This window comes from Flavobacterium sp. GL_143 (genome assembly GCF_057834355.1).
The window spans coordinates 4,074,190-4,097,933 of the sequence record NZ_CM174401.1; the positions used below are offsets into that span (position 1 = coordinate 4,074,190).

The 23,744-nt window shown below is 34.1% G+C and carries 17 protein-coding genes; 11 read left to right on the forward strand and 6 right to left on the reverse strand.

Going from position 1 to position 23,744, the window contains the following annotated elements:
- The first annotated feature begins 4 nt into the window (after positions 1–4).
- Positions 5–1,135 (forward strand): efflux RND transporter periplasmic adaptor subunit, encoded by a 1,131-nt coding sequence (locus AC3IPI_RS17340; RefSeq protein WP_489154445.1) that lies wholly within the window; start codon positions 5–7, stop codon positions 1,133–1,135.
- A gap of 351 nt (positions 1,136–1,486) precedes the next feature.
- On the opposite strand, the gene AC3IPI_RS17345 is transcribed toward AC3IPI_RS17340, so the two are convergent.
- Complete coding sequence (locus AC3IPI_RS17345; protein WP_489159242.1) at positions 1,487–2,512, reverse strand: LLM class flavin-dependent oxidoreductase; 1,026 nt, start codon at positions 2,510–2,512, stop codon at positions 1,487–1,489.
- A gap of 109 nt (positions 2,513–2,621) precedes the next feature.
- Between AC3IPI_RS17345 and AC3IPI_RS17350 the strand changes: the two genes are divergently transcribed.
- From AC3IPI_RS17350 to AC3IPI_RS17360, 3 genes are all read left to right on the forward strand, one after another.
- Entirely contained in the window at positions 2,622–3,485 is an 864-nt protein-coding gene (locus AC3IPI_RS17350; RefSeq protein WP_489154447.1) for a helix-turn-helix domain-containing protein, read from the forward strand.
- A gap of 663 nt (positions 3,486–4,148) precedes the next feature.
- The gene (locus AC3IPI_RS17355) at positions 4,149–4,679 is read left to right on the forward strand and encodes a hypothetical protein (RefSeq protein WP_489154449.1); all 531 of its coding nucleotides are present in this window, start codon (positions 4,149–4,151) and stop codon (positions 4,677–4,679) included.
- A gap of 76 nt (positions 4,680–4,755) precedes the next feature.
- The gene (locus AC3IPI_RS17360) at positions 4,756–5,109 is read left to right on the forward strand and encodes a DUF1622 domain-containing protein (RefSeq protein ID WP_039118854.1); all 354 of its coding nucleotides are present in this window, start codon (positions 4,756–4,758) and stop codon (positions 5,107–5,109) included.
- A gap of 4 nt (positions 5,110–5,113) precedes the next feature.
- On the opposite strand, the gene AC3IPI_RS17365 is transcribed toward AC3IPI_RS17360, so the two are convergent.
- On the reverse strand, positions 5,114–5,536 hold the full coding sequence (locus AC3IPI_RS17365; RefSeq protein WP_039114680.1) for a hypothetical protein: 423 nt from the start codon (positions 5,534–5,536) through the stop codon (positions 5,114–5,116).
- 357 nt (positions 5,537–5,893) lie between these two features.
- On the opposite strand from AC3IPI_RS17365, the gene AC3IPI_RS17370 reads away from it, so the two are divergent.
- The 5 genes from AC3IPI_RS17370 (at position 5,894) to AC3IPI_RS17390 (ending at position 13,364) form a co-directional block, all read left to right on the forward strand.
- Positions 5,894–8,290, forward strand: a complete 2,397-nt coding sequence (locus tag AC3IPI_RS17370) for a TonB-dependent receptor (protein WP_489154452.1) — start codon at positions 5,894–5,896, stop codon at positions 8,288–8,290.
- Positions 8,291–8,937: 647 nt separating this feature from the next.
- Positions 8,938–9,564 (forward strand): LuxR C-terminal-related transcriptional regulator, encoded by a 627-nt coding sequence (locus AC3IPI_RS17375; protein ID WP_489154454.1) that lies wholly within the window; start codon positions 8,938–8,940, stop codon positions 9,562–9,564.
- Between the two features lie 288 nt (positions 9,565–9,852).
- Entirely contained in the window at positions 9,853–11,271 is a 1,419-nt protein-coding gene (locus AC3IPI_RS17380; RefSeq protein ID WP_489154456.1) for a pyridoxal phosphate-dependent decarboxylase family protein, read from the forward strand.
- Positions 11,272–11,279: 8 nt separating this feature from the next.
- Entirely contained in the window at positions 11,280–12,611 is a 1,332-nt protein-coding gene (locus AC3IPI_RS17385) for a lysine N(6)-hydroxylase/L-ornithine N(5)-oxygenase family protein (RefSeq protein ID WP_489154458.1), read from the forward strand.
- A 153-nt stretch (positions 12,612–12,764) separates the two neighbouring features.
- Positions 12,765–13,364 carry a GNAT family N-acetyltransferase gene (locus tag AC3IPI_RS17390; RefSeq protein ID WP_489154460.1) on the forward strand — a complete coding sequence of 200 codons (600 nt, stop codon included), beginning with the start codon at positions 12,765–12,767 and terminating at the stop codon, positions 13,362–13,364.
- Between the two features lie 355 nt (positions 13,365–13,719).
- Here AC3IPI_RS17390 and AC3IPI_RS17395 read toward each other — a convergent pair whose 3' ends face one another.
- The 4 genes from AC3IPI_RS17395 to AC3IPI_RS17410 are packed head-to-tail and all read right to left on the reverse strand — an operon-like array spanning position 13,720 to position 20,968.
- The gene (locus AC3IPI_RS17395; RefSeq protein ID WP_489154461.1) at positions 13,720–14,874 is read right to left on the reverse strand and encodes an acetyltransferase domain-containing protein; all 1,155 of its coding nucleotides are present in this window, start codon (positions 14,872–14,874) and stop codon (positions 13,720–13,722) included.
- A 4-nt stretch (positions 14,875–14,878) separates the two neighbouring features.
- Complete coding sequence (locus AC3IPI_RS17400; RefSeq protein WP_489154462.1) at positions 14,879–17,272, reverse strand: TonB-dependent siderophore receptor; 2,394 nt, start codon at positions 17,270–17,272, stop codon at positions 14,879–14,881.
- Positions 17,273–17,286: 14 nt separating this feature from the next.
- Entirely contained in the window at positions 17,287–19,095 is a 1,809-nt protein-coding gene (locus AC3IPI_RS17405; RefSeq protein WP_489154464.1) for an IucA/IucC family protein, read from the reverse strand.
- Positions 19,096–19,126: 31 nt separating this feature from the next.
- Entirely contained in the window at positions 19,127–20,968 is a 1,842-nt protein-coding gene (locus AC3IPI_RS17410; RefSeq protein WP_489154466.1) for an IucA/IucC family protein, read from the reverse strand.
- 434 nt (positions 20,969–21,402) lie between these two features.
- Between AC3IPI_RS17410 and AC3IPI_RS17415 the strand changes: the two genes are divergently transcribed.
- Both AC3IPI_RS17415 and AC3IPI_RS17420 read left to right on the forward strand, forming a co-directional pair.
- Positions 21,403–22,011, forward strand: coding sequence for a nitroreductase family protein (locus tag AC3IPI_RS17415; RefSeq protein ID WP_489154468.1), 609 nt, complete (start codon positions 21,403–21,405; stop codon positions 22,009–22,011).
- A gap of 224 nt (positions 22,012–22,235) precedes the next feature.
- A complete protein-coding gene (locus AC3IPI_RS17420) occupies positions 22,236–23,633 on the forward strand; it encodes an MATE family efflux transporter (RefSeq protein WP_489154470.1) in 1,398 nt (465 codons plus the stop codon).
- Positions 23,634–23,744 lie beyond the last annotated feature (111 nt).

Below are 23,744 nucleotides of genomic sequence, written 5' to 3' on the forward strand. Positions count from 1 at the left end.
TATAATGAGAACATATATAACCGCAATTTTAGGCATGTTGCTTATAGTATCCTGCAAAAGCGACAAAAAAGAAGAACAAAATAATGCCGAAGTCAATAAGCAAGAAAACAGCATTCAATTAACTAATGATCAGGTAAAAAATGCTGGATTGATTGTAGGGAGTCCACAAGAAAAAAATGTAAAAGAAATATTAACGCTTCAGGGAACAGTTACTGTACCGCCTAAAAGTGTTGTAAGCATCAGTATTCCGTTAGGAGGATATATTAAACAAACAGGTTTAATGTCTGGAATGCACGTTAAAAAAGGGCAATTATTAGCAGTAGTAGAAGATATGCAATACATACAACTGCAACAGGATTATCTTACTGCAAAAGAAAAGTTTCAATTATCGCAAAGCGAATATAACAGACAAAAAGAACTTAATGCCAAGAAAGCAAGTAGCGATAAATTATACGAACAAACTGCTACCGAAATGCAAACCCAGCGTATAAATATGGCATCATTGGCACAGAAACTAACTTTATTGGGGATTAATGTAAGAACACTTACAGCCTCAAATATCAGTAAAACGGTATCTATTGTTTCGCCTATAAATGGTCTGGTAACTAAGGTTAATGTAAACGTGGGTAAATATATATCTCCAACGGATATGTTGTTTGAATTAATGGAAACCAGTGATATCGTTCTTGTTATGAATGCTTTTGAGAAAGATGTACACTTACTTTCTGTAGGACAATCGGTTACAGCTTTTACCAATAGTAATCCTTCAAAGAAATATACGGCTAAAATCGCTTACATAAACCAAAGTCTTAACGGAGATCGTGCAGCCGAAGTAATCTGTAAAGTAAATAAATACGATAGCTCATTACTTCCTGGTCTTTTTATTAATGCTGAAGCAGAATTTGAAAACGAAAAAGCACTTACCGTTCCAGAAGATGCTGTTGTAAGATGGCAAGGCAAATTCTTTGTTTTTTCTTCTACAGGAAATAATAATTATAAAATGATTCCGGTAGAACCAGGAACGACCAATGAAGGCTTTCGCCAAATTAAATCTTCTCTAATAAATGCATCATCCAAAGTTGTGACTAAGAATGCGTACACACTTTTAATGACGTTTATGAATAGTGGAGAGTAAAAGCCCAAACATTTGTTAAACAGAAAAAGGTAGTCACTAGGCTACCTTTCCTGTTTAATGTATCTAGGTAGAGACGCACCGCAGTGCGTCTAACACAATACATATCGCAAAACGATATTCAACAATATCTAGGTAGAGACGCACCCCAGTGCGTCTAACCCAATATATATCGCAAAATGATTTTTAACACATAGAAACATAGATTTAAAATGAATATCTAAAGCATCTCATAGAAAATCATAACTTTTCACATAGCTAACTATGTGTGTTTTAACTAAGTGAAACGCTTTATTGGTAACTAAAAAAATTTATTTTTCTATGTATTAATTTTATTCAGATACAAAATAAAATTTACTCAGACTTTCTAATTAATGGGATAACTTTTGTTCCAATTAATTCTATTGCATTCATTAATTGGGAATGTGTAAGTCCTGCATTATCCATTTGGAATGTAAATCTTGAAACACCGCCAAGAGATTCACTATGTCTTAAAATCTTCTCAGCTACTTGTTCGGGATTACCTACAACCAAAACCCCTTTTTCGTCGATAAGACTATCAAACTGTGCTTTTGTAACAGGTGGCCAGCCACGTTCTTTTCCTAGTTTAGTCCAAAGTTCGGCATAACCCGGATAATAATCGGCAATTGCTTTTTCATTTGTACTACCTACATAACCTGGCGAATGCAAGCCTACTTTTAATTCTTTGGCAGTAAATCCTGCTGCTTTACCAGCTTCTCTATATAAATCAATTAACGGACGAAAACGATGTGTTTGGCCTCCAATAACAGCAACCATTAATGGTAATCCCAGAGTTCCTGCTCTTACAAAAGATTCTGGAGTTCCGCCAACGCCTAGCCAAATAGGTAATTTTTCTTGTAATGCACGTGGATAAACAGGAAGGTTATTTAGAGCAGGACGAAATTTTCCTGACCAAGTAACAAATTCATTATCTCGTATTTGCAGCAAAAGTTCTAGTTTCTCTTTAAAAAGTTGGTCATAATCATTAAGATTAAACCCAAATAAGGGATAAGCTTCTATTGATGATCCACGCCCAACGACAATTTCTGCTCGTCCTTTGGAGATTAAATCCAAAGTAGCAAAACTTTGATATACACGCACAGGATCAGCAGCACTTAAAACACTCACGGCACTTGATAACCGAATATTGCTTGTTTTTGCAGCAGCTGCTGCCAAAATTACTGCTGTAGCAGAATCTAAGAATTCTTTTTTGTGATGCTCGCCAATACCAAATATGTCAAGACCTACCTGATCAGCTAGTTCAATTCTTTGTAATAATTGCTCCATTGCATCTACGCTACTAAGCGTATTATTGTTCCCGTACATTGCAGAGGCAAAACTATCTATACCTATTTCCATCATAGTAGTAAAGATAATAAATTTTGTTTTCTTTTTATTGTAGCTACATTTAAGTATTCGTCCAGCATTAATTATATTTGGCTATAAATTAGCTTCCAATTTCTCATTAATGAACAAAATTATAACATACTCACTTGAGCATCATACGAGCTTGTTTACAACTGAGGAAAACAAAAACGATTATTTTTATGTACAAATAAATGATCATCCTTACATCGACGAACCTTATCGAGCAGAAAGTTATGCGATAGAATTTCTTAAAAAAGGAAGTATTATAATGCAAACAAGGCTTACAAAAATTGTAATTCACGCACCAGCAATAATCACATTAGGCCCTTCGGTAATAAGAAGTTTTACCAAAAACAGCGATGAGATTTTAATGGATATCATCTTTTTTAAACCGCAATTCTTCCTTAAAAATCAGGCAAATGTTTTCTTCCTGAATCAATATGATTTTTTCGATAATAGTCAGATGCATGTATTTAGCCTTGAGAAAGATGCTAAGATTAAATTCGGAAAAATATTTGATTTAATTAGTGATACACTTAATAGCAATAACAACAATCAATCTTCAATTTTAAGAAATTATCTCTATATATTAGTGTTCGAACTTGATGCTATAAAACAAACTATTACCGATAACTACGATCAAAATCCATTATTTGAAAAATTCAAAGAAATCCTTGCTAAAGAATTTTTAAGAGAACGTTCTGTAGGGTATTATGCAGATAGTTTAAATGTTACACGCAAGTATTTATCTGAAGTCATTAAAAAGAATAGTGGGAAAACTGCAGGAGATTGGATTGATGATTTTATAGTGCTTGAAGCTAAAGTATTACTGCAAAACAAAGCACTAACCATTAATCAGATAAGCGAAATGCTGAACTTTTCCAATCAGTCTGTTTTCGGAAAATTTTTTAAGAATTATACTGGTTTCTCTCCTTTGGAGTATCGTAAAAATAATGGACAATAACTTGTTGATTTAACCGCAGAGAACACAAAGATTTACGCAAAGTTCGCAAAGCTTAATCAATAACACCCTGCGTACTCTGCAGTTAAACTAACCACAACCATTAAAAATATTTTTCACCATTAAGAAAAAAAGAAAAATTAAGCTAAATCCTTAATGAATCTTAATGTCTTAATGGTTAAACTTTTTTAACCTACAGATTAAAAACTTTGTGTTCTGTGCAGTTAAACTTATCACAACCATTAAAAATATTTTTTACCATTAAGAAAAAAAGAAAAATTAAGCTAAATCCTTAATGAATCTTAATGTCTTAATGGTTAAACTTTTTTAACCTACGGATTATAAAACTTTGTGTTCTCTGTAGTTAAACTAACCACAACCATTAAAAATAATTTTTACCATTAAGAAAAAAAGAAAAATTAAGCTAAATCCTTAATGAATCTTAATGTCTTAATGGTTAATCTTTTTTAATCTACAGATTATAAACCTTTGTGAACTTTGCGATTTTCCCTTGCGTTCTTTGCGGTTAATTTCTTTACGGTTAAGTTTTCTTGATACGACTTTACGACCAACATATAGGACATTTGGCTCTTTATTGATGAAACAAATCAACGCAACTTTGTACCATGATAATTTTACTGACAATGTGTAAATAAAAAATAAATTATGTCAAAAGTTGCAAAATTTGTAGTTATAATAAATGATAATGCGGGATGGATAGAAAATCAGGCAATTAAATTCTATTCCAATTTATTTGATCAATCGCAAGTATTAGGAGAGAAATATGTAGAAGAAAATCTTTCTATTCCTAAACTCTTTAAAATACAAAATGATTTTTCGGTCGAAATGATGATGGTTTATGATAACGAAACACCTTTAGGTTTTATGAAGCTTAATTCATCCAGACTTTCTAATCAAAATCTTGGAGCGAATAAACCTGTTGGTATTGACCATATTGTTTATTTTGGAAAAGATGATTTAATGGTATTACTCAAGCGTGCTGAAGAAGTTGCTAATCAAAGAAAATATGATTTAATATGGATTAAAGCTTTTAAAGATGATGTTATTTTGATTGAATTATTGGAATCTCTTGAATATCAAGTATTCGATTATGAAAAAGATGACAGTAAAAATAGTATTCAAGAGCAAGTTTATTTTAGAAAAGCAATGCTAGTTCATTCCAATCCTATTTTATAAAAGATATATTAATATAGATTAATGTGGGTTAATTTACTTACATTAGTCTATGCTAATTTATTGAAAATAAGATAAAATGGAAGTAGTGAAAATATACATAGAATATGTAGCGAAAGGAATTGAAATAACTGGTATTATCACCATAATTATAGGGATTGTGCTAGCGATGGGTAAGTTCATTTTTTCACTTCAGGGAACAACTCCACGTTCCTACAAAATATTAAGACAAGAACTTGGCAAAGGAATCTTGTTAGGTCTAGAAATCCTTGTTGCAGGAGATATTATCGGCACAGTTGTAACCGAACCAACGATGGATCGTGTCCTTTCGTTAGGAGTTATCGTATTGATTAGAACTTTTTTGAGTTTATCACTCGAGGTAGAAATCGAAGGGAAATTTCCATGGCAGAAAAGCAAAGAGATAGAGGAGTAATGAATCATTCCTCTTTTTGAGATCCGTATTTTTCCAGATTTATTCTTACTTTTTCATTTCTTTGTAAAGCATATTGCTCGTAGACCTTGTCAAATAGTTGATCATTTTCCAGTATTGCAATTTTGGCTTGTGCAATAAAATATTCCAAATCGTCTTTATATATTCCACCATTAACTTTTCTTACGGTATAAGTTTCTCCAGTAGCTCTTCTTTTCTTAATAATCTCGATAAAAGAGATGTTATTTCGAATATCTTTTCGAGCCGCCTGAGATCTAGGGGAGTCATAAAATCTATATTCTGAATCAAAAAATCCAGAAATCGCATCGTCATTTAGTCTAAAAACTTTATTACAAAAAACTTTAAGTGCTACGTAACCATTTTCGTCTGCTTGTTCTATAAAATCTGAAATTTGATAAGGTGTTTTCATTTAATTAATTCCGATAACAAATTTTGTTCTCTTCTAAAAAGAAATACAATACTTGTAGATGCATATTTAAAGTTATAAAAAATGAAATTACAAAAATGAATATTTAAAACCAAATTGATATTAATGACTGTGATAGGTGAGTGGTACCAGGATTTCTATTCTTTCTAAATATTAATATTTCTAATGCATTCTATAAATATTTAGGCATTTGATATTGAAGCTAATTGAGGTGATTTTTTAACAAAAATTATGTAGAATTAATCTAAATAATTTTTGTTAAAGGATTATTAATATTTACATTTGCGCTGTTTTTATTTAGAACTATTAAAAACAGATAACCAATCAAATTTAAAATTAATGAAGTATCTCAACTTAAGAATATCACGGTTTATATTTATAATTTGTTTTTTATTTTCGGTCTTAACATCTTTCGCGCAACAAAGCCCAGGAAAAATTAAAGGACAAATAACAACTTCAAATGGCAAACCTTTAACAGGAGTAAGTATTATTCTTAAAGCATCAAAATATAGCACTTCGACGGGTAGTGATGGTAGCTTTAAATTTGACAAAATAATCGCCAATATCTATACTTTACAGGCATCCTTAAAAGGTTACGAAACAATAGAACAAGAGATTAGTGTCTCTAAAAATCAAACCACAACACTTAATTTAATATTAAAAGTATCAAATAAAGATCAGGCATTAGGTGCAAATTTTGGAGATAATGGATCAGAGCTGGATGAAATAATTGTTTCGGCTAGCAGAAAAGTAGAAACTTTATCTAAAACGCCATCATCTGTAACGGTAATTAATGCTAAGAGTATCGAAAACTTATCAATTGTAAGTCCAAATATTGCTAATGTTCTTGCTTTTGCAGTTCCAGGTTTAGGTTCTGCGACTAATAATACTGGGAATTACGGACAAACTCTTAGAGGAAGAAATCCTTTGGTTCTTATCGATGGGATTCCGCAATCGACACCATTAAAATCGGCTGGTAGAGAATTACGCTCTATTGATCCTTCGGTAATCGAGCGTATTGAAGTTATAAAAGGAGCAACAGCTATTTATGGTAATGGAGCCGATGGAGGTTTGATTAACTATATTACAAAATCGGGCAAGACACAAAAGAAATTTGCAGGATATAGTGAAGCTGGTACTACTGGAAACATTAAAGGGGATAGCGTTGTAGGATATAGACTTTTACAACAGTTTTATGGAAAAATTAAAAATTTCAATTATATCATAGGTGGTGTATATGAAAAGACTGGTGTTTTTCGTGATGGAGAAGGAGAAGTTATATCTCCAGAATATGGATTAGGTGAAACCAAAACATATAATGTGTTTACCAAATTAGGATATGATCTTACAGAAAAACAAAGAATTGAATTAATGTACAATTACTTTAGTTCTAATCAAGATTCTGATTTTGTACTTAAAAATGGAGTTTATGGTGTTAGCCCTGCAATTGGTGTATTAGGAAACAGACCTGGTGCTGATGAAGGTACACGTTACAATCACAATGCAAATCTTCAATATTCAAACAAAGAGATTTTTGGTAATACTAGTTTAACGGCTAATTTATATTTTCAGGATTTCTTGACTATTTTCTCTAATTCTGCCTTTTTCTACGGATCTGGACAATCACAAACAGCATCTACTAAAAAAGGATTAAGAGTTTATTTGAACACACCATTTACAGTTTCGTCAGACTTTACGGGAGATGTTACTTATGGTTTTGATTTACTAAACGATAAAACAAATCAAAAATTAGTCGACGGTAGAGTATGGGTTCCAAACATTGATATGGTTAATCTGGCTCCTTACGCACAATTATCGACTCAATTATTTGAGGATTGGACAGTAAAAGCTGGTTTACGTATCGAAAATATCAAAATAAATATTGATGATTATAACACTCTTGCTACAGGAGCAAATGGTGCGGGAAGTGTTGCCGTAAAAGGTGGAGAACTTAATTATGATGCATTTGTTTTTAATACAGGTATAAGATATTCTAAGTTTAAGTTTTTCAACCCTTTTATCAGTTTCTCTCAAGCTTTCTCTGTATTTGATTTAGGTAGAGTTCTTACTGCTGCAAAACAAGATGCTATTTCAAAATTAGAAACTGAACCAATTATCGTAAATAATTATGAAGGTGGTTTTAGCAGCCAATTAGGGAAGTTTAATCTTAGTGCAGCTTATTATTACAGTACTTCTAAACTAGGAACAAACTTAATCCAAGTTGATGGTTTCTTACTTGCAGAACGTTTACCAGAGCGTGTATGGGGTTATGAGATTCAGGCAGATTATCAAGTATTAAAACAACTTACTGTAGGAGGAAATTACGCCTATGTACAAGGTAGAGGCGATAAAGATGGTGATGGTCATTTTTATGGAGAGAATGATATTTATTTAAAATCAAACAGAATACCTCCAGTTAAAATGACTGGTTACGCAAAATTTGGAAACGAAAGATTAAACGTAGAAATATATTGGATGTATGTTGGAGATCGTGATTATTTTAAACCAAATGCAAAAGGAGCTTATGCAATTGGTGAAGGTCCGATTCATTCATTCAACTTATGGAATCTGGCTACAGCTTATAAAGTAACCGATCAAATTAGAGTGAAATTAGGTATTGAAAACCTACTTAATACAGATTATTATACTACAACTTCTCAATTTTACGGTACAAATGCCAATTATACAAGAGGAAATGGATCAAGATTTAATCTAGCTGTTGGTTACAGTTTCTAAGACAATCTATTAAGTAATTTAAAAAAGGTTCCTGGTATTTTTATCAGGAACTTTTTTTTTAAGATTCTGAGCGACAAAGGTTCTAAGGCTCTAAGAAACTTCACAAAAATTGTCTAAAAGGGAACGCAGATGACGCGGATTTACAAAAGTAAAGACGCAGATAAAAGCTGATTTTTAAAAGCAATATTGAGAAATCCGTCCCGACGCTTCGGGATCGTGTTTTCGCTTTAGCGAATCTGTTTTATCTGCGTACTATACACAAAGAGTTAGATAGAATTTAATTCGTCTGTTCTAGAATTGGCTACAAATAGAACGCCGATGACACGGATTTACAAAAGTAAAGACACAGATAAAAGCAGATTTTTAAAAGCAATATCGAGAAATCCGTTTTATCAGTGTTTTCGCTCTAGCGAATCCGTTTTATCCGCGTACTATAACACATCTGAAATCAATCCCGACGCTTCGAGATTGTGTTTTCGCTTTAGCGAATCCGCGTCATCCGCGTACAATTCCTCAAACTTGTCATTAAGGTTTCTTTTTTTGTACTTAGTTTCTTTCTTTGTATTTGCATAAGTGCGAAAAATTAATACAATAATGTGAGATTTATTTGTTATTTTTGTTTAGACCAAATCTAAACAACCTAAATAATGAAAAATTTCCTGATTGCAGATTCTGAAAACTTGCATATAATAGGATTGAAACAGACCCTGAAAAAGTTTGTGAAGAAATCAAATTTAACCGTGGTAGGTTCTAAAGATGAGTTGATTACTCATATGGAGAAAAATATAGTTGAGTATTTAATTATCGATCCGAATAATATTTTTTTATTTTATGATGATGACTTTAAGCAGCTACGGCTGAATTCTCCAAATTGTAAAATTATCATTTTATCATACTTTAAGAATAAACAAACGATCAGCAGTTTTCTGAAAGAAAATATTGACGGATTTATTTCAAAGGACTGTCAGGAGCAAACTATTTTTGATGCTTTGTATAAAATCGAAAACGGTGAACGTTACTTGTGTCCGAAAATACTAAATCTTCTTGTAGATGTGCTTATTTCACCGGCATCTGATTTAAAAGAGAAACTAACTTTTAGAGAGTCAGAAATTTTAAAGCAGATTGCTAAAGGTAATGATGGGAAAAGCATTGCTTCTGACCTTTTTATAAGTATTCATACATTTAGAACTCATCGGAAAAATATTATGAAAAAAACTGGCAGACATACCACCCCAGAGCTTATTTTATATGCAATTGACAGAAAAATAATATAATTCGAGACAAGGTAAATAGTATTTTTTTTGTCTATTTTATACTACATATGTAGTATTGCTTGTACCTCTTTTGTATAATTTTATTTACTATTCGTGTAGTATTGACTTTAGTTTTTATGGGATATACTTTTGTTAAAAACTATTCTTTAGAATGAATCTAAATAAAATAAGTCAATGGAAGCACGTGAACAGATAAGCACAATTGAATTAAAAGAGGTTTTAGAAAAAAAACATGTCAAGCACATTTTTTCTAATAATAAAAAAGCCATTTCTCTTTACAAGAAGAGTATGAAAAAAACAATTAAACTAATTGCAAATCATTTAGAAAGCAGAGATACTCTTTTTACAGGCGCAAGTATTTCTTCGATTAAAGAAAAAATTGATGCAATAGTACTTGAAGAAAAGAATCAGGGAAACAGTTTAGAATATGTTTTAGACGAGCTTAAAGACATTTACCTGAATGATTGTATTCATTTTCATGACCCAAAGTACATAGCTCATTTAAACTGCCCAATTTTGATACCTACACTTGTTGCAGAAGCGTTTATCTCTTCTTTAAACTCGTCAATGGATACCTGGGATCAAAGTACTGGAGGCACTTTTATCGAATTGAAGCTGATAGACTGGACGATTGAAAAATTGGGTTATCCGGAACGAGCAGATGGAATTTTTACAAGCGGAGGAACACAGTCGAATTTGATGGGATTACTTTTAGCGCGAGATCATTTTGTGAAAAAGAATTACAATATGGACCCTAAAATGGATGGGCTTCCTGCGGATGCATCAAAATTTAGAGTTTTATGTTCTGAAGTAAGTCATTTTAGCTTAAAGAAGAATTTAAGTTTATTAGGATTAGGCCAAAATGCAGTTGTTCCTGTGGCTGTTGATACTGATTTTAAAATGAATGTTCAGGCTTTGAAAAAAGTAATTCAGCAACAGAAAGATTTAGGAAATATTCCAATAGCAATTGTGGGTACAGCCGGGACTACAGATTTTGGTTCAATTGATCCCTTAACCCAAATTGCTGCAATAGCAAAAGAGAATAAATTATGGTTTCACGTTGATGCGGCTTATGGCGGTGGATTATTGATCAGTGAGAAGCATAACAGTAAATTGGAAGGCATTGGACTTTCAGATTCTGTTACTATAGATTATCACAAAACCTTTTATCAGCCGGTAAGTTCAAGTGGTTTTTTTATGAGAGACAAATCGTATGTTGATTATATAAAATACCATGCAGATTACCTGAACTCAAAAGAGCAGGAAGACGAGGGGATTCCAAACATGGTGAAGAAATCAATACAGACCACCCGCAGATTTGATGCCTTAAAATTATGGTTTACCCTAAGGATAATTGGAACAAAGGGACTAAGCACCTACATGGACAAAGCGATTGATAATGCTCTCTTTACCGCAGATTTCTTAAGAAGGAGAGATGACTTTGAAGTAATTCATAATCCTGAAATAAGCACAATTGTGTTCCGCTATAAACCCTGGAAAACAGATGAAGGATCTTTTTGCAGCTTAAATAGTTACATCCGTAAAGCCATTTTTAATGAAGGAAAAGCCATTATAACGAGTACAAAAGTCTATAATGAAGTATTTCTGAAATTCACACTACTTAACCCTCTGACAACTCAGGCCGATATTGAAGAAATTATAAATTTAATCGTTTTTCACGGTCAGGAATATACATTGATAAATTAATACCCCTTATGGAAAATAAAATATACGACTTTATAGCTGTTGGTGTTGGACCTTTTAATTTGAGTCTGGCATGTCTTACTGCGCCAATTGAAAATCTGGATGGTTTGTTCTTTGATAAAAATGAATCTTTTAACTGGCATCCCGGAATGTTATTACAGGACACCACTCTTCAGATTCCTTTTTTGGCTGATTTAGTAACACTTGCAGATCCAACTAGCCCGTTTAGTTTTTTGAATTATATAAAAGAGCAGGGCAAAATGTACTCGTTCTACATTCGTGAAAACTTTTTATTGTTAAGAAACGAATATAACCAATACTGTCAATGGGCAATCAAGAAACTCCCAAATGTATTTTTTAATACAGAAGTTTCGATGATTGAATATGATGATAATGAGTCTGTTTATATTGTGAGTACAGTTTGCACCAAAACAAGCAAAGTTACTTTTTATAAGACTAAAAAGATCATTTTAGGTACGGGAACTGCACCACATATCCCTAAATCCTGTCAAACTCTTAAAGGTAAAGCAATTCATTCGTCTGCCTACGTGCAGAATAAAGCAGCATTACAAAAACAAAAGGCGATTACAGTTTTGGGAAGCGGACAAAGTGCTGCCGAAGTTTTTAATGATTTATTGCAGGAAATTGATGTGTACGGATATCAGTTAAACTGGATTACACGTTCGTCCCGTTTCTTTCCAATGGATTACAGCAAACTTACTTTAGAAATGACCTCTCCTGAATATGTGGATTACTTTTACAGTCTTCCCGCTGAGAAGAGAGATTATCTGTTAAAAGAGCAGAAATTGCTTTACAAAGGAATTAATAAAGACCTGATTGAAACTATTTTTGACACTATTTATGCCAAAAAAGTGATTGGTGAAATTGATGTGAATTTAAGAACAAATTCCGCTTGTGTAAAAGCAGATTTTGACGAAAGTAAACAATCTTTTGAATTGGAATTACATCAGGTCGAACAAGATAAAAAATACCGTCATGTAACCGACGCATTAGTCCTGGCAACAGGTTACGGTTATAAATTGCCGCCTTTCCTCGAAGGAATTACGGACAGAATCCAATGGGATGATAAAGGACGTTTTGCTGCCAATCGAAATTACAGTATTGACAAAAATGGAGGAGAAGTTTTTGTTCAGAATGCAGAATTACACACGCACGGATTCGTTACGCCTGACTTAGGAATGGTTTGTTACCGAAATTCTTATATTATCAAAGAAATTACGGGTGTTGAGCATTATGCAGTTGAAACAAAAATTGCTTTTCAGGAATTTGGAGTTGCTGTAGCTGAAGTTGTAGAATCAAATGTTTTTGAAGAGATTCTGTAAACACTGCTCCGGTTCAACGGCTAGAAGGTATTCAATAACAAGACCGTAATTGGCTGAGATAATCTTGGTTGTTGTTTTACCATTTTGAAGAAAAGTGTAAGATAAGATTATGTCACACCCATTAAAATAATAATAAGCTTAACTTGATAAGAGATGATGAATAATAAAATAATTGATATAGAAGATAAAGCCGTTTCTGATATTGTTTTTGTCAAAACAATTCCTGGCATGGGCGTTTTTGAATTGCGTCCAATAGACTTAGAAACTGACACGCCTTTGCTTCATGACTGGGTGAATCGTGATTACGCGGTTTATTGGGGAATGAATGGATTTTCTTTGCAGGAAGTGTACGATTCATACCGCGAAATTCTGGAGAAAACTGATGTTTACATGGGAATTTTTAACGGTGACATTTCCTTTTTATTAGAATGTTATAATCCCGAAACAGATAGTATTGGAGCGTATTATGAGGTAGAAAAAGGGGATAAAGGGATGCATATTTTAGTAGCGCCCTTAGAAATACCCGTAAATAAGTTTACCTGGACAATTTTTACCGTAATACTGGATTTTATTTTTTGTGACGCCAAAAATCAACGTGTTGTTGTTGAACCTGATGCACGCAATCATAAAATTCATGCATTGAATAGAAAAGCCGGATTTGTATTCCAGACCGAAATTGATTTGCCTCATAAAAAAGCACATCTTGAGTTTTGTACACGTGAGGATTATTATAAAGCTTTGCAATCGGTTTAGATATAATATTGGAATTATCCAATAAAAAGTACTGTAGCTTTAATTTAAAGTGATTAAGGTGAAAGTAAATATTTTTTTTTGTTAAATAGAATGATAAGCGGGTTCAGGGGTGGATCCGCTTATTTTTTTGTAGTTAAGAATGAAAGTTTCTTATTCGTATTTGTTCAGTGCACAATCTCTTAAATATACTTTTAGTACCTTATTTTAGATACTTAATAAAACCAAGGAGTCAAAAATTGTACTTTGTTTTTGTTTTTTATGACTTGGTAAATTTAACCAGAATAAAAAAATGCAGAGATCATAGTCAATATGTTCTCTGCATTTTTTATTTCCTGGAATGTACTATTAACAATTTTTATAGTAAATCTTGTTGCATCGGTTTTATTTTTTTTATCATGAAATAACAGATCAGAACGAATACAATCCACAAAATATAGACCGTTGCTAAAGAGTAGCCATAATTAAGTAATGGGCTATCTTTACCATAAGAAGCAGTCGTTATTACCATCGTTTGTAATGGTTTTCCATTAAAGCATAACCAAATCATAGCTGCTAAGTGAATGATGAGAGTACTGAACAGATAGGTAAACAAAGGAATCTGTCCTAAAGTAAAAAAGAAACTGACAACTCTGCCTTTCCAGTTTTCTGCATAAGCTAAGAACAAGAAAATCGGACCTAATGTGATCGCCAGAAAATCCAATGAAGCTGGATATTTAGTGAGATTGAAAAACGACAGTAGGCTGATTAGGTTTGAATTTCCTGCTTTCCACGGGATAGATTCTCCGTAACCATTTAGGCCACGTAATAAGAAAAATAATCCAATAAGAGTAAAACCACTGTACAGCAGTACTTTTTTTCGAATTACTGGTGAACTTTCTGACCTACAAAAGAATCCAAAAAAATGACCCAGTAAAAGAACACCTAACCAGGGGAGTAGTGTATAATTTACGATATACAAACTCTGTCCATGAGGTATAAATTTTTGTTGATGTAACAAATACCAGAAGATAGCATTTATAGAATCCCCTTTCATTTGCAAAGAATCCAGTAAATGATGAGCTATTATAATAGTTAAAGCGATCGATAAGATCAATTTTCTGTTGAAGTATTGTAACCCCGCCATACAGTACAGGCATAAACCTAATGAACCAATGATAAAGACACCAATCGTACGATAATAGGGATCAAACGTATACAAAAAATTGTTTACAAAAATTTCAATAAGGATCAGTGCACTGCCAAGTTTGAATAACTGCCATACATTTTGGTTTTTGGTTCTCTTACCCATCCAGTGAAATAATTCAATACCAGCTATAAAGAAAACTGCGGGAGCAAAATAATGTGATATAAATCGGGTAAAGAACAAAGTGAAAGTGGTATGATCTAAATCTGCCGGATTGGTGTTCCAGTAATGAAAAAACAGTCGGGTATGATCCAGAATCGCAAAAGTCATTACTACTCCCAATAGTATTCTTTGAGATTTGAAAGCGCGCTGATCGATATGCTCCATCTAATTAAAATTTATAAGTAAAGTTGATCATAAAATTACTTGGCTTTTGTGGACGTGCATAATAACCATCGCTCACCCAATATTGTTTGTCCAGAATGTTATTGGCTTTAATACCAATTCGATATTTCGGACGGTTGTAAAACAGGGTTGCATCAAGAAGATTATAAGAGGAAAGAGTAAACGTATTTGTATTGTCAATAAAAGCATCAGAAACATAAGAATTTCCAATTCCCAGTCCCAATCCCTGAGCTTTACCATTAACAATAGTGTAACTTGCCCAAAGATTAACCACATTTTTTGGAGTACCAGCGGCTCTTTTGCCCATTACATTTTCGGCTGACTTGGTAAACTCGTTATCATTATATCCATAACTGGCTACATAGTTGAAACCTGAAAAAGGTCTTCCGATAATTTCTATTTCAAGCCCTTTACTTTTTTGTGTTCCGTCTTGAACAACGAAGGTTCCCTGAGTTGTCACATCATTTCTTAAACTGTTTGTTACATCAATCTGGTAATAGCTTACAGTTGCATTGATTTTGTCTGATAAATCAAGTTTAATACCACCTTCTAGTTGTGCAGCCTCCTGAGGTTTAAAAACAGAAACTTCTCCATTTGGCTGAAGTTTGCTGCCTATGTTTTTAAATCCATTCATATAATTACCGAAAACCGCTACTTTATCTTCAATAATTTGATATACAAGACCAAATTTAGGAGAGAGTGCGGTTTGATTGTAGTCACCTACAGTTGTGCGGGATTTTGTATTTGTTGTACCATCACCAATATAACGATCTACACGTAAACTGGCCATAACTAAAAGTTGATCTGTTATATTTAGAACATCTGAGGCATAAACACTATAGGTAGATTCTTTTGTCTGGTTTTGTCCCGTGTTTCTTTTTGCTAAAACCGATTCAACGTCCTCTATTCGAATCACTGGTGTTGCACCTAGATTATCGAGGTTTGCCGGTTCAAATACTTTACCCCCATATCCTAATCCGTCATATCGGGTTGATCTGTAACTGGATAAATAATCAAAACCTACAACAAGTCTGTTTCTGAGGTTCCCGATTTTAAAATCTCCGGTAAAATTTTGCTGGAAGTTTTTTCGCACTGTTTTTTCATCCGTAAATGCTCTTAATACGCGATCAACAGATGATTTATTTTGCCAGATGAAATCAAAAATATAAAGATCATCGTAAGTACCACCACCGTATGCATATCTGGACTGAGAGGTCCATTGGTCAGAAATTTTGTATTCAGCATCAAGCAATACATTGGTAGAAGCCTGTTTACTTACGAGAGAGTTGTCGTTAAGTGATATGCGGTAGTCCAGATTAAGATCTTTAAAACTACTTAGACCCAACGTAGGAGAAGTAATCCATCCGCCCGGAGCAATTCCTTGTACACTTTGAAAATCAGCATTCAGCGTAAATTTCAAGCGGTCTGATACTTGATAAGTAATACTTGGTGCAATAAGTAAAGTAGTAGAGTTACCTTGATCCTGAAAGGTATTTTCGGTCTGACGAGCCACGTTTAACCGAACCAGTAAACCATCGGCATCCTTAACCGGGGTATTAATGTCTAATGTCATACGGTTCAGATCCCAACTTCCCATGGTATAGCCTATTTCGCCTCCAAAATGATCGTATGGTTTTTTGGTAATGTAATTAACAATTCCTCCAAATGAGGTCATCTGCGCTCCGAAAAGTGTAGAACTTGGACCTTTATACGTCTCAACACGTTCTACAGCAGCAAGATCTACACCTGTGCGCAGATAAGTTGCCATTCCGTTACGGAAATTTTCACTGGTTTGAAAACCTCTCGAGAAAAAAGAGGGCATTCCAGCCCCCGTTTTTGCAGGTGCAGCTCCCGGAACATTTCTAAAAGATTCTTCGACTGTTAAAGCCATCTGCTCTTTGATTAGTTCTTTGTCAACTACACTATAAACTTGTGAATTTTCAAGGTTTGAAATTGGAAGTCTCGACACATACTCACTTTTCTTTTTTGAAGTAATTTTATATTTGTTTCCTACAATAAAAACCTCATTAAGAATTTCGGCATTAGCGGTAAGGTTAAAATCCAATAAAATTTCCTCCCCTGTTTCTACGGTAACTGTTTTTGTCTGTGGGGCTAACCCCATGATATTGACAGTAAGCGTATTATTTTTTGATGTAAGTTTATCAAACATATACCAACCATCCTTGTCTATTTTTACACTGTATTTTCCATTTAGGTTAACAGTGCCGTACAGTACCTTCTTTCCATCTTCTGTCATAACCTGACCTTTGATGACACCCGATTGGGTTTGTTGTGCCTGAGTTTGTAAAGACAATAATAAGAATGCAGCAGTAATAAGCAGCGAGGGTATGTACTTGTTTAATGATGTAAAATAATTCACGAAATTATTATTTATTAATTAATGTAAAATGGTGTTACCGGATTTTTTACAATACCGATATAAGGAAGGTTTTGAAATGGATTGGCACGATTTCTCAACTGTCTGTTATTATTCAGTTGTAATTTGTTTAGAGCATCAGGGCTGAACTCATCAACAAACAGGTCAAATTTTTGGAAAGATTCGCTGAATTCAGGGTGTGCAGATTGATAATCTAAGATGCACTCTGCTACAAGCTTCCAAAACTCGTCTTCAGGAAAATCAGCATGTTCTACAAGTATTGCAGCAATAAATCGGAATATAGAATCGAATACCTGTGTAAATAAAGGCAACGTTTTGCGATCGTCAGGAACGTCAACAGCGAGTCTCAAAGCTTCTTCAGGAATCTCTAAACTACAGTTAAGTAATGAAACCTCTTCACCAATATCTTTCATAATGGCATTAACAACCTTATGATCTTCCAGAATCAGGATTAAGTTTTCGCCATGAGGCATAAAAACCATATCCCATTTGTAAAAGCAATGAAGTAAAGGACTCAAATAACAGCTAAAGTACTGTCTTAACCAATTTGAAGTTGTTAAACCAGATGCCTGTATTAATTCAGGAAGGTAAGCTTTGCCTTCATTATCAATATGAAGTAATGCTGCCATTGTAATTAAACGCTGATTTTCAGAAACTTTATCGGCTGGACTTTCTCTCCATAAACAGGCGAACATTTTCTTGTAAGGGGTATCACCTGGAACTGCTGTTTCATAATATTGATGAGCAAAACTCAAACTGGCGATTTCTCTCAGAATGATAAATCCCTTCGATTGTAAGTAATTATCATCCTTTACCAGATTGTAAATCCACTCATTGATTGGTGGGTTAGACAACATAAATTTAGGAGATAACCCACGTACATAACCCATGTTGAGTACAGATAAAGCCGTTTTAACATAGAATTTTTCAGGATGGGTAATATTATAGAATGTTCGTATCGATTGTTGCGGCTGGTATTTATCGGCATTGTATCCCATACAAACCAGTCTGTTAGTTGCGATATCGGCTGAAAATATATTGGATAATTTATTAAACCATTGCCATGGATGTACCGGCATATAAAAATAATCATTAGGATTTAACCCTTTTTCAAGAAGCTGATCGTTAAAGTTTTTTAACGTTTCTTCACCAAGTTCCTGTAGCATTACTTTTTCATAATCTAAAGGCAGGACGGCAGTAAACACAGCAGTCGAGCGATGACCGGCAAGCCATACCAAAGAAAACGGTGCAGCCGCTTCTGGAGCATATTCTCTGTGATCGCTAGAAGTAAAACCAATTCTTCCATTATTAGCAATGAATCGAGGGTGACCTGTCATGGTAGATTCGGTTTGCTGATAACCAGCATCCAATAGTTCTTTTGAATTGGGTTTGCCATAATAATTAAGGTAAGCACTTCCAGCCAACGTGCTGCATACCTCTTCCAGATAAACAGGTAATGACTCCTCAGGAATTCCAAGTTCAGCCTTAAATTCAATGATAAAACTTAGTGCATCTAATGTAGCAGTTTCGCCTTCAGTAAATTTTTCAATGGATGGAGTATCAATATACCAATGGTTTAAAGCTAGAATCTTAGCATTAAACTGATAGACGTTCTTTCCGTCTGCACTCGTCAGTTGATAGATTTCCCAGCCGTCTTTATTTCCGATTAGCTTTGGAATAACTAGTCGTTCATGAGAAAATTCGGCAAGTATTTTTCTAAGGTGCAAACGAGTTACTTTGTCCCAAACTGTTTTTTCTAAATGGCTGGATGCTTGTATTGGGGAGATTTGCGTATCTATATTCATGGTTTTAGCGTATTATAGTTTTAAAGAAGGGCTAGATTAATTTTGTCTGATAAATGAAAAGTGGATTTTTCAGAGTACCAGCAAATTGTTGATTCTTGAAAGGATTGGTGGCGTCAAGCATTTTTGTGCTGTTTTGCATTTGCAATCTATTTGAACACGTTTTAATGATCTCTGAATCAAATAAATCATACTTTCTGAATTTATCCTCCAGTTCAGGATATTCTGATTGATATTCTGTCACGCATTCTGCTACAAGACTCCAAAAATCTTCTTCAGGCAGATTTACATGTTCTACCAGTACATGATTTAGGTATCGGAAGAAAGAATCAAATATCTGAGTAAAAATAGATAAGATCTTAAGATCTTCAGGAACATTGATAATGATTCGTTTGATTGTTTCTGGTAATTTTTTTTCCTGATTTACAATAGCTACTTCTTCACCAATGTCTTTCATAATTGCCCTAACCGGAACATTGTCACGGAATACCAGAATTAAATTTTCGCCGTGTGGCATAAAACGCATATCATGGTAATAAAAACAATGTAAAAGCGGGCTAAGGTAAGATTGCAAATAGCTTTGAAGCCATTCTTTTGCATCCAAAGGGGAAGATTTAATTAATTCCGCCAGCAATGAGTTCCCATTTGTATCTATGTGAAGCAGTGCCGCCATAGTCATAAGACGTTCACCATTTGCTATTTTGTCCATCGGACTTTCTCTCCATAACGTAGACAACATTTTTTTATAAGGAGAATCTACTTTTATAGCTTCTTCGATGTACGCATTGGTGTAACCAACTGTAGCGATTTCTTTTAAGGTGGTAAAACCCTTTTTCTGAAGATAGGGATCATTTTCTACAAGGTTCGCAACCCATTCGCTAATCGGTGGGTTTGTTCGCATATAATAAGGCGAAAGCCCTCTCATAAAGCCCATATTAAGAATAGAAAGAGCCGATTTAACATAAAATCTTTTAACATCACTTACGTTAAAAAATGTGCGTACCGATTGTTGGGGCATATATAAATCTTTACTATCACCTAAACAAACCAATTTTGATGCAGCAATATCCGGAGCAAATAAATAAATCAGCTTATTGTGCCATTGCCATGGATGAATAGGGAAATAAATATAATCTTCTGGCTGAAGTTCTTTTTCTGTAAGAATCGAATCAAATGAAGCTTTTAAGTCTGCATCTAATTCCTGTTCCATTACTTGTTGGTAACTAAGAGGAGGAATACTCGTAAATTCGGTGTAATTTTTATGACCTGCTACCCAAACCAATGAAAGTGGTGTTGCTGCTTCAGGGCTGTAATTCTGATAATCTACTGCATCAAAGCCTATTCTGGCACTGTTAGCTACAAAACAAGGATGCCCTGCAGTCATGGCATGTTCTACATCAGCGTAACTTGCTTCAGTTAGATCTTTAGCCGAAAGCTCACTATTAGTATACATATAAGCACTACCATAGAGACAGCTGATTACTTCTTCAAGGTAAGTAGGCAGATTTAGATCAGTAAAAGCTAATTCCTCTGTAAATTCAAGAAGAAAAGCGATAGCATCAAGAGCTTCAGGATTTCCGTTTACTGTTTTAGTAATAGAGTCTATGTCAATATGCCAATGGTCTAATGCAAGTATTTGTGCATGAAATTGATATTCTGTTATTCCATCTTGTGCACTAAGGCTGTAAAGCCCCCAGATTCCGTTAGTGCCCTGCAGTTGAGGACTAAGTAATAATTCATGTGAATATTCACATAGCATTTTTCTTAGTTGTATTCTGTTTACTTTTTCCCATATTTCAGGTTGAAGATGTGATGTGACTAGTTGAGGATTTAATTGACCATTCTCATGTCTTACGATTCGGGATTTTTCTTTCATTGGTTTTTTTGGTTTAATGGATATGATTACTTTTTCAAAGTGTTTTCTTTTATCAGATAAGCGTTTTTAAGTGGTATACTTAATTGCTTTAATCTGTTAAAATTTTGATAATGATCTTTTCCGTTAAGGGTAGGAAGTAAGTGGTTGTATTTTTCATAATTATGGGACAATTATTTAGTATTGTAAAATTTTGTTTTTCTTAGCCTGCCTGGTTCTATAGTAGATTACATAGGTTTTTTTTGATGTGATAACAAGATTTATGTTGTTTTTATGAGAATTACTATATATATTTGCTTTGTTCTTATTTATTCTAATTATAAATAATAATTTAGTCCAGCAAAGCTATTTATAATAATTTTAAATAACAAAATTTATTTTGCATATTTTTCGTACTTAATTTTATCTAAATTATCACTAAATCTTTATTAAAGTTTATGGAAACAAGTATCATAGGTTCTTCATCTGAAGTTGCAACTCAGCTAATTAGATTTAGAAAAAGTATTTATGCTGATTCTTATGCAGGAGGAAGTCTTTCAGATACAGTATTGCAGGAAATTCTAATCAATGCAACATGGGCGCCTACACATAAAATGACAGAACCCTGGAGATTTATAGTGCTTGAAGGAAGTCAACTTGAAAAATATGGAAATTATATGGCAGACTATTATAAGTATCTGTATGAGGATATTACTGATGTCGAAAAAAAAGCGGCAAAGTATAATTATCTAAAAAAATACCCACTTAAAGCGGCGTGTCTGATCGGAGTGATTCTTTCTAAAAGCACCAAAGTGAACATCCCCGAGTGGGAAGAACTGGCTGCCGTTTCCTGCGCAGTGCAAAATATGGCTATTAGTGCAACTTCTTATCAGTTGGGTTCCTATTGGGATTCAAGTGGTGCCGCGATAGAGTATGTAAAAAATTTTGATCTTGAGGCCAATGAGCAATCTTTAGGACTATTTTTTATAGGTTTCCCTGAAGAGTCGGCACTTTCTGTAACCAAAAGAAGAACTACTATAAATAAAAAAGTTTCCTGGCATATTTAATAAAGAGGTTTGAAATTATCTTGAAAACCGCGCGAAACAAAAGTTAAGCTAAATTTTAAAAAGAAGAATCTGCAGCTGTGATAATAAGGGTGCGGTTTAGCACTTCACTTACGAAAAAATAAAGGCAGATAATCACCCCACCAGAGAGGATTGATCCGGGTATTTTAGTACCGCTGCCATTCCTCAAAAAAAATCTTAATATTTCTCTTTTAAACCAAATAATTGTGCTTGTAAAAATACGTTCAATATTTACTTTATTCAGGATTGCATTGCAAGGAACTGAAAAGAATTTTACCACAGGTAATGTAAACAGGGCGACCTTTTTATTATCTGTACCTACCATGTTAGAGCTCAGTATGGAGTCGCTTTTTGTTTTAGTCGATCTTCTTTTTGTAAGCAGTCTGGGCGAAAATGCCATTACAGTCGTGGGGATTACTAACTCTGTAGTGATTCTTATTCAGTCGGTAGCTATGGGTTTGAGTATTGCGGCAACAGCAATGATTTCAAGAAGGGTAGGAGAACAAAAACCTCGTAGAGCAGGACAGACCGCAATGCAGGTCATTTATTTAGGGATTTTCCTTTCTGTGATATGCAGCGTTTTAGCCGTAATTTTTAACCAGGAGATTATGCGTTTTGCAGGTGGATCAGATCATTTGGTGAGCTACGGCAACACTTTTTCTAAAACTATGTTTGCAGGACTCATTTTTATGATCATGCGTATTTTGATTAACGGAGTGTTTAGAGGTTCCGGAGATGCCTCGATGGCCATGCGAACCCTCGCATTTTCGAATGTTTTAAATGGTTTGCTGTGCGCGGTACTGATCTTCGGATTGGGTCCATTTCCAAAGCTGGGTTTATTGGGAGCTGCAGTGGCTATGGTGATTGCAAATGTCTTTAGTGTTGGCTATCAGTTATGGTATTTATTTAAAAATAATAGCACAATTATTATAGGAAAACGACAGATGTTGATGGTTCCTGCCCTGATGAAACGAATCCTAAAACTTGCAACTGCCGGAATGATTCAGAACCTGGTGCCTTCTTCAAGTAGATTTTTAATGATTGTGATTGTTGCCAAACTTGGTGAAAATGTACTGGCCGGCTATATTATTGCCAATCGGATTATTATGTTTAGTGTTTTACCTGCCTATGGAATTGCTAATGCGGCTGGTGTATTAACTGGACAGAACCTTGGCGCAAGACAGCCGGAAAGGGCAGAAGCTTCGGTATGGAAAACAGGAGCGTTTAATATGTGTTTTCTGGGGCTAATTGCCATTTTTTTATTGTTCTATGCCAAAACTCTGGCAGGATTTTTTACTCATGATGAGCAAATCCTTTCTTATGCAAGTACCTATTTGCAGTATATGGCTATTGCTTACTTTTTCTTCGGTTACACCATGGTAATCTCCCGTGCATTAAATGCAGCCGGAAGCGTAAACACGGTGACCGTACTTTATATCCTAATGTTTTATATGATCCAGCTTCCGTTATCATATTTACTGGGTACTTATTACGAATGGGGACCAAAAGGAATATTTATTGCAATCCTAATTTCGGAAATTGTATTGGCAACCAGCAGTGTTTTAGTTTTTAGAACTGGCAAATGGAAAACGGTGAAGTTGTAAAAGATTTGAATTACAATTAAACCAATCAATCTGACGGGAACTATAAAAAGGAAGACTTGCTATTATTTACGATTCATTTTCTTGTAGATCTTTACAACATATAAAAAACCG